At 45.7% G+C, this 5,837-nt stretch carries 5 protein-coding genes and 1 pseudogene; 4 read left to right on the top strand and 2 right to left on the bottom strand.

From position 1 onward, the window contains the following. A pseudogene (locus V8Q34_RS27235) lies at positions 1-115 on the top strand (myo-inosose-2 dehydratase); the annotation flags it as partial. A 174-nt stretch (positions 116-289) separates the two neighbouring features. On the opposite strand, the gene V8Q34_RS27230 reads toward V8Q34_RS27235, so the two are convergent. Beyond that, on the bottom strand, positions 290-1,063 hold the full coding sequence (locus tag V8Q34_RS27230) for a sulfite exporter TauE/SafE family protein (protein ID WP_033143665.1): 774 nt from the start codon (positions 1,061-1,063) through the stop codon (positions 290-292). Further along, positions 1,060-1,497 (bottom strand): MarR family winged helix-turn-helix transcriptional regulator, encoded by a 438-nt coding sequence (locus V8Q34_RS27225; RefSeq protein ID WP_335836676.1) that lies wholly within the window; start codon positions 1,495-1,497, stop codon positions 1,060-1,062. The genes V8Q34_RS27230 and V8Q34_RS27225 overlap by 4 nt, the downstream gene beginning before the upstream one ends. 648 nt (positions 1,498-2,145) lie before the next feature. Here V8Q34_RS27225 and V8Q34_RS27220 point away from each other — a divergent pair. The 3 genes from V8Q34_RS27220 to iolG all read left to right on the top strand — a co-directional run bounded on the left by V8Q34_RS27220 (position 2,146) and on the right by iolG (position 5,739). After that, positions 2,146-3,042 carry a 3-isopropylmalate dehydrogenase gene (locus tag V8Q34_RS27220; protein WP_335836675.1) on the top strand — a complete coding sequence of 299 codons (897 nt, stop codon included), beginning with the start codon at positions 2,146-2,148 and terminating at the stop codon, positions 3,040-3,042. Positions 3,043-3,297: 255 nt separating this feature from the next. Further along, positions 3,298-4,338, top strand: coding sequence for a LacI family DNA-binding transcriptional regulator (locus V8Q34_RS27215; RefSeq protein WP_033143669.1), 1,041 nt, complete (start codon positions 3,298-3,300; stop codon positions 4,336-4,338). A gap of 390 nt (positions 4,339-4,728) precedes the next feature. Then, a complete protein-coding gene (iolG, locus tag V8Q34_RS27210; protein WP_033143670.1) occupies positions 4,729-5,739 on the top strand; it encodes an inositol 2-dehydrogenase in 1,011 nt (336 codons plus the stop codon). Positions 5,740-5,837: the final 98 nt, after the last annotated feature.

Here is a 5,837-nt window from a genome sequence, read left to right as displayed (position 1 = left end):
AGCGGGATATGAAGGATATATGCTGGTAGAGGCAGAGCAGGACCCTGCAAAAGCCAATCCGCTTAAGTATGCCATCAAGGCAAGAAAATTCATTGCTGAGAAGACAGGGCTTTAAAATATCTTTGAGACAGGTATAAACTGTCCTGCAGAAGATCGCAGCCTCCTGCATGTACAGCTTATATAATAAATGCCCCTCTAATTGAAAATTGTGGTAACTATTTATGCCGCAAAAAATACTGCCGTGGAACAGGACCTGTGAGGAAATGTTCTGCGGCAGTATCTTTGTATATCAGCTTAAAAATTTTACACCTACCATGAGCAGACCCAGAAGAGAGAGCACTACGCCGGTGACACGGTTCAGGGTTTTGGCCGGCGCCTTGTTGGCAAACAGAGCTGCGACTCTGGCACCCAGAAAAGTGAACAGGATGCAGAAGAAAAGCGCACCCAGATCTGGCAGGGAGCCGTCAATGAAGAAGTGGGAGGCAGCGCCTGTGAATGCGGTGAAAGCCATAATAAACACACTGGTGCCAACCGCAGTCTTCAGTTCGTATCCCAGTACACTTGTGAGGATGAGAAGCATCATCATACCGCCTCCGGCGCCAATGAACCCGCAGATAAAGCCAATCACCGCGCCGCACAGAAGGGACTGGATGATCTTTGTTCTCTCGCTTTTATTTTCCAGGGCGCTTTTTTCTGTCATGACAGGACGTATGATAAATTTGATGCCCAGAAGCAGTGTCATGAAGACGGAGAAGTTTCCCATAGTGGTGCCCGGCAGCAGGGATGCAATATAGCTTCCCACCAGGGTAAAGGCCAGGACAGAGAAGAGCATGATGACACCATGGCGTACATCCAGGTTTCCGTGTTTTTTATAGGTATAGGCAGAGACTGCCGATGCCAGTACATCAGACGCCAGGGCGATTCCCACAGCCTGATAGGGATCAAAGTGCAGGAAGGTGATCAGCATGGGAGATATTACGGCAGCAGCCGAGAGACCTGCAAGGCCTGTCCCGATTCCGGCCCCCATTCCTGCCAGCAGATAGACGATCAGTTTCAGTATCATTTTTCAAGTGCCTCCTTTATATTCTCAGTTATCTGGCGGAAAGCCAGGTTCACCTCTTTTTTTCTTTCTTCCGGTATCTTTTGTGTGATAAGAGAAAAGATTTCTTCCTGTGTTTTTCTTAAATCCGTAAGTGCAGCATTAGCTTCTTCCGTCAGCCGCAAATGTGTGATTCTCCGGTCCCTTCGGTCCACTGAGGTTGTCAGGTACTGCTTTTGGACCAGTATCTCTATGGATTTTGATACATATGATTTTGCGATTCCACGGATATTCACAATGTCTCTGGCTGTGTCAAAACCGGGATTATTACAGAGGAAGAGAAGAATATCCGCCTCTGTTTTGGAAACGCCATAACGGGACGCGCTTTCCCCTATTTTCCTGGAATAGAGCTGATGAAAAAGCCAGCTTGTTGTCAGAGTATCGCTCAGTGCGTTCATAACAGCCTCCTTTTTGATAAAGTATATTTTGCTGCGGTTTTGCGGCAGAAATGCATGGTATATAGTTCTATATAAAACTGTTCCATATAGAACTATTATACAGAATGAAAGAGAGATGTCAATAGTTAAATGCACCACTGTACCGCCAGGTGTTTTCAGGCCGAAGGCATGGAAATCCCCAGGCGGCCAGGACGATATGGAGCCGAATGCACAGTTCTGCCCTTTAGGGTACAAAATGCAATAAATTGCATTTTGGCACTGACCAACTCGGGATTTTGCTTCGCATCGCGCAACATCCCCTTGGGGAAAACACCTCCCGGAACATTGACCGTGAATAGTGACTGACAGATTCAAATGCAGCGGGGCAAAAATACTGTTGCGGTTAATTTCATGATATGTTAGAATTATGAAAAGCATATTTTCTATGTAACTTTTCTGGTTTTGAATCCAATCAGGATACAAAATATCTAAGAGCATTTCATAACAGCAGGTTTGCATCTTTGACCTGTCTTTTCGGAAAATTCGTGCTTTTCTCTCATTTTAGCAGGGGTTTTCTGAAGCGCTTAGAAACCTCCTGCAGTCATTCATTTATGATAATAGAAAATCAACGAAGCGTTTTTCTATTATGGAATAAGGAGGAGGTTTTATATGGAAAAACGGAGGACACATGTGCTGCAGTGGCATCCTGCCTTTTATGCCGATATTCAGATTGAGCTGGAAGCGGAGGCAGGTCTTCTGATTTTTGAAAATGAACATCAGTTGGGGACAAAACCAAAGGAGATTGACGTGCTGATCGTAAAAAAGGAACAGGAAGTGCCTGTACGAAAAAATATCGGAAGGATCTTTCGGAAATATAATATTGTAGAATATAAGAGTCCGACAGATTATTTGAGTATAGACGATTTCTATAAAGTTTATGGCTATGCCTGTTTTTACAAGGCGGATACATCCAGGGAAGACAGTATTAAAATTCAAGATATCACCATAACATTTGTATGTCACAGGTATCCGCGCAGTCTTATACGGCATCTGAAGGAGGAAAGGGGATATCAGATCACCGGAGTGGAGGATGGGATCTATTATATTATCGGAGATAAGATTCCCATACAGATGATTCTGACGAAAGAATTATCGGAGAAACACAATTTATGGCTGAAAAGTCTGACTGACGACCTGGAAGGGGCAGATACCGTAAGGCGTCTGATTGAGCAGTACGGAGAGCATAAAGAAAATAAACTGTATAAATCGGTGATGAATCTGATTGTCCGTGCGAATCAGGATAAATTCAAGGAGGTAAAGACAATGTGTGAAGCATTGGAAGAGTTAATGAAAGATGAGATGGATGCAAAAAAGGCAGAAGGAAAAATGGAAGGAAAAACAGAATCTGTTTTGGATCTGCTGCTTGATCTGGGAGAAGTGCCTGAAAAATTACAGGCGGAAATTATGGGGCAGAAGAACCCTGAGATTTTGAAGCAGTGGATAAAATATGCAGCCAGGGCTGAGACAGTCGAAGAGTTTGAACAGAAGATCAGGAAGATGGAATAACAGTATGAATACGTTACTTTTCACACCCCACTGTCCCGCCAGGTGTTTTCAGGCCAAAGGCATGGAAATGTTACTATGCACGGTCAATGTCCCGGGAGGTGTTTTCCCCAAGGGGATGCTGCGCGATGCGAAGCAAAATCCCGAGGCAGCCAGTGCGAACGGATATCTCTTGCACATTTGACTAAGGGATTATATAATAGTCATAGACATTGCGTGCCCAGGAACGCACACAGGGGCGCGTCAGAAGGAGACAGTATGGGAGTGACAATACGGCAGATCGCAGAGGCGGCTGGAGTCTCACGGGGAACTGTGGACCGGGCCCTCAATAATCGGGGCAGAATTAAGCCGGAAGTGGCTGATCGGATCAGACAAATTGCGGAGGAGATGGGATATAAGCCCAACCAGCTTGGACGTGCCCTCTCTATGAGTAAAAATAACATTAAGATAGGGGTGATCCTCCAGGCAGCAGAGACCCCCTTTATGCAGTGCGTCCTGGAGGGGATTGAACGTGCAAAGGACGAGGTGGACAGCCTGGGCGGGACGGTCCTTCTCTGTAAAATCCCTCACATAAGCGGCAGAGACACCATAGACGCCATGGAGCACATGAGAAGTGAAGGTGTGAGCGCCATCGCCATGGTTCCCATTGAGGAGGAGGAGATAAAGGCGCATATCAATCTTTTTGTGGAGGAGTACCATATACCCATTGTGACTTTTAACTCCGATATGGAGGATACGAAGCGTCTCTGTTTTGTCGGCCAGAATGCCTTTCAGTGCGGACGCGCGGCGGCAGGCCTGATGGGGGAACTGGTGGGAGGCTGCGGAAAGGTGGCTGTTATTTCAGGATACAGTTCCAATCCGTCTCTGAGTAACCGTGTTCTCGGCTTCGGTTCGGAGCTGAAGGCAAAATACCCGGAGATTGAACTGGTGGGACCGGAATACTGTTTTGAGGATAATCATCTGGCAGGACAGGCTACAGAGAAGATTCTGAAAGAAAATCCTGATCTGAAAGGTATTTACATGACATCCCACGGTGAGGAAGGTGTGTGCAGAATGCTGGCAAAATACGGCAGGGCAGGCACCGTTAAAATGATAGCCAATGATTTTATGGGTAAAAATTATGAGTTGATGCGGGAAGGAAGTATCCATTTTCTGATCGGACAGGATGCACAGATACAGGGATATGAACCGGTAATGATCTTATTCCGCCTTCTCTTTAACGGGGAACAGCCCAAGGGAGAGCTGCAGTACACGGAGATATTTATCCGAAATGAATATACCATACCGGAGAATCTGTAAAATACAGTAACTATTCAGTAGGTCTGCGCATTTACTGCGCTGACCGTAAGAAAACGTTTAGCAGCCAAGCAAAAATTCCATCGCCAAAGGCGATTTTGCATGGATTTTTGCCTGTAACTGTGAGGGCACTGAACAGTTACAAAATACAGCAGATTTTCACAGAAATGCCCGGCCTGCCGGGACAGCGTCACTACACATAGGATGCTGCCCCGGCAGGTTTTTTTGGTAAAAATGAATAGAAATGTTATGGTAAAATTGTACAAAATTCAGGGTTGCGTTTTCGGGCACGCAATGATATTATAACATTATCAGATATGCGTGTTCGGGCACACATCAAAAGACACACGCAGAACCATAAAATCATAAAAATGAGTAAAAGGAGATCAGAAAATGGTAAAAGTAGGTATTATCGGAGCAGGCAGAATCGGAAGAGTACATATCACAAGTATCAGCACAAGAGTGAAGGACGCAGTGATCAAAACAGTTGCAGATCCGTTCTTAAATGATGAGACAGCAGCATGGGCAAAGAGCATGGGTGTGGAGCATACAACAAAAGATTACAAGGAGATCATCAACGATCCGGAAATCAACGCGGTATTGATCTGCTCATCCACAGATACGCATTCTCCCATCTCTCTGGAAGCAATCAAAGCAGGAAAGCATGTTTTCTGTGAAAAACCGATTGACCATGATGTAGATAAGATTAAAGAAGTTATTGAAGCACTGGAAGGAACTGACATTAAATACCAGGTGGGATTCAACAGAAGATTTGACCACAACTTTGAGGCAGTGCAGCAGGCAGTTGCAGCAGGCAAAGTCGGCAAACCGGAGATCATTAAGATCACCTCCCGCGACCCGGAACCGCCAAGCATTGACTATGTGAAAGTTTCCGGCGGTATGTTCCTGGATATGACGATTCATGATTTCGATATGGTACGTTTCCTGGCTGGCTGTGATGCCACAGAGGTTTATGTACAGGGCGCTAACCTGGTTGATCCGGCTATCGGTGAGGCAGGTGACGTGGATACAGCAGTTATCACCTTACAGATGGAAAACGGCGCGATCGCAGTGATCGACAACTGCAGAAAAGCTGTTTACGGTTATGACCAGAGAGCTGAAGTATTCGGTTCTGAGGGAATGGTAGCAGTCAGCAATGACAGCCAGTCCTCCGCAGTTATCAGCAACGCAGACGGTGTGACAGGTGAAAAACCCATGTTCTTCTTCCTGGAGAGATATATGGATGCATACGGAAAAGAGATCGCAGCGTTCATCGACGCAATCGAAAATGACAAGGAGACTCCTCTGAACGTTATGGATGGCCTGAAACCCGTACTTATGGGCCTGGCTGCAAAGAAATCCTGCGAGGAACACAGACCGGTTAAAATTTCTGAAATCATGTAAGGAAAGGCAGACAGACTATGTTTAATAAAGATAAAGTAAAATTAGGAATCGCACCCATTGCATGGACCAATGATGACCTTCCGGACCTGGGAAAAGAA

The organism is Blautia sp. JLR.GB0024, from assembly GCF_037000545.1.
In the GTDB taxonomy this organism is placed as follows: Bacteria; Bacillota; Clostridia; order Lachnospirales; family Lachnospiraceae; genus Blautia; species Blautia celeris.
Note: the sequence above shows the minus strand (reverse complement) of the source record. Positions and strands in the feature narration are given on the sequence as shown.

Bases quoted from the DNA above. Each gene is read 5' to 3' on its own strand.
- V8Q34_RS27230 (WP_033143665.1), bottom strand. From the start codon at position 1,063: ATGATACTGAAACTGATCGTCTATCTGCTGGCAGGAATGGGGGCCGGA.
- V8Q34_RS27225 (WP_335836676.1), bottom strand. From the start codon at position 1,497: ATGAACGCACTGAGCGATACTCTGACAACAAGCTGGCTTTTTCATCAG.
- V8Q34_RS27220 (WP_335836675.1), top strand. From the start codon at position 2,146: ATGGAAAAACGGAGGACACATGTGCTGCAGTGGCATCCTGCCTTTTAT.
- V8Q34_RS27215 (WP_033143669.1), top strand. From the start codon at position 3,298: ATGGGAGTGACAATACGGCAGATCGCAGAGGCGGCTGGAGTCTCACGG.
- iolG (WP_033143670.1), top strand. From the start codon at position 4,729: ATGGTAAAAGTAGGTATTATCGGAGCAGGCAGAATCGGAAGAGTACAT.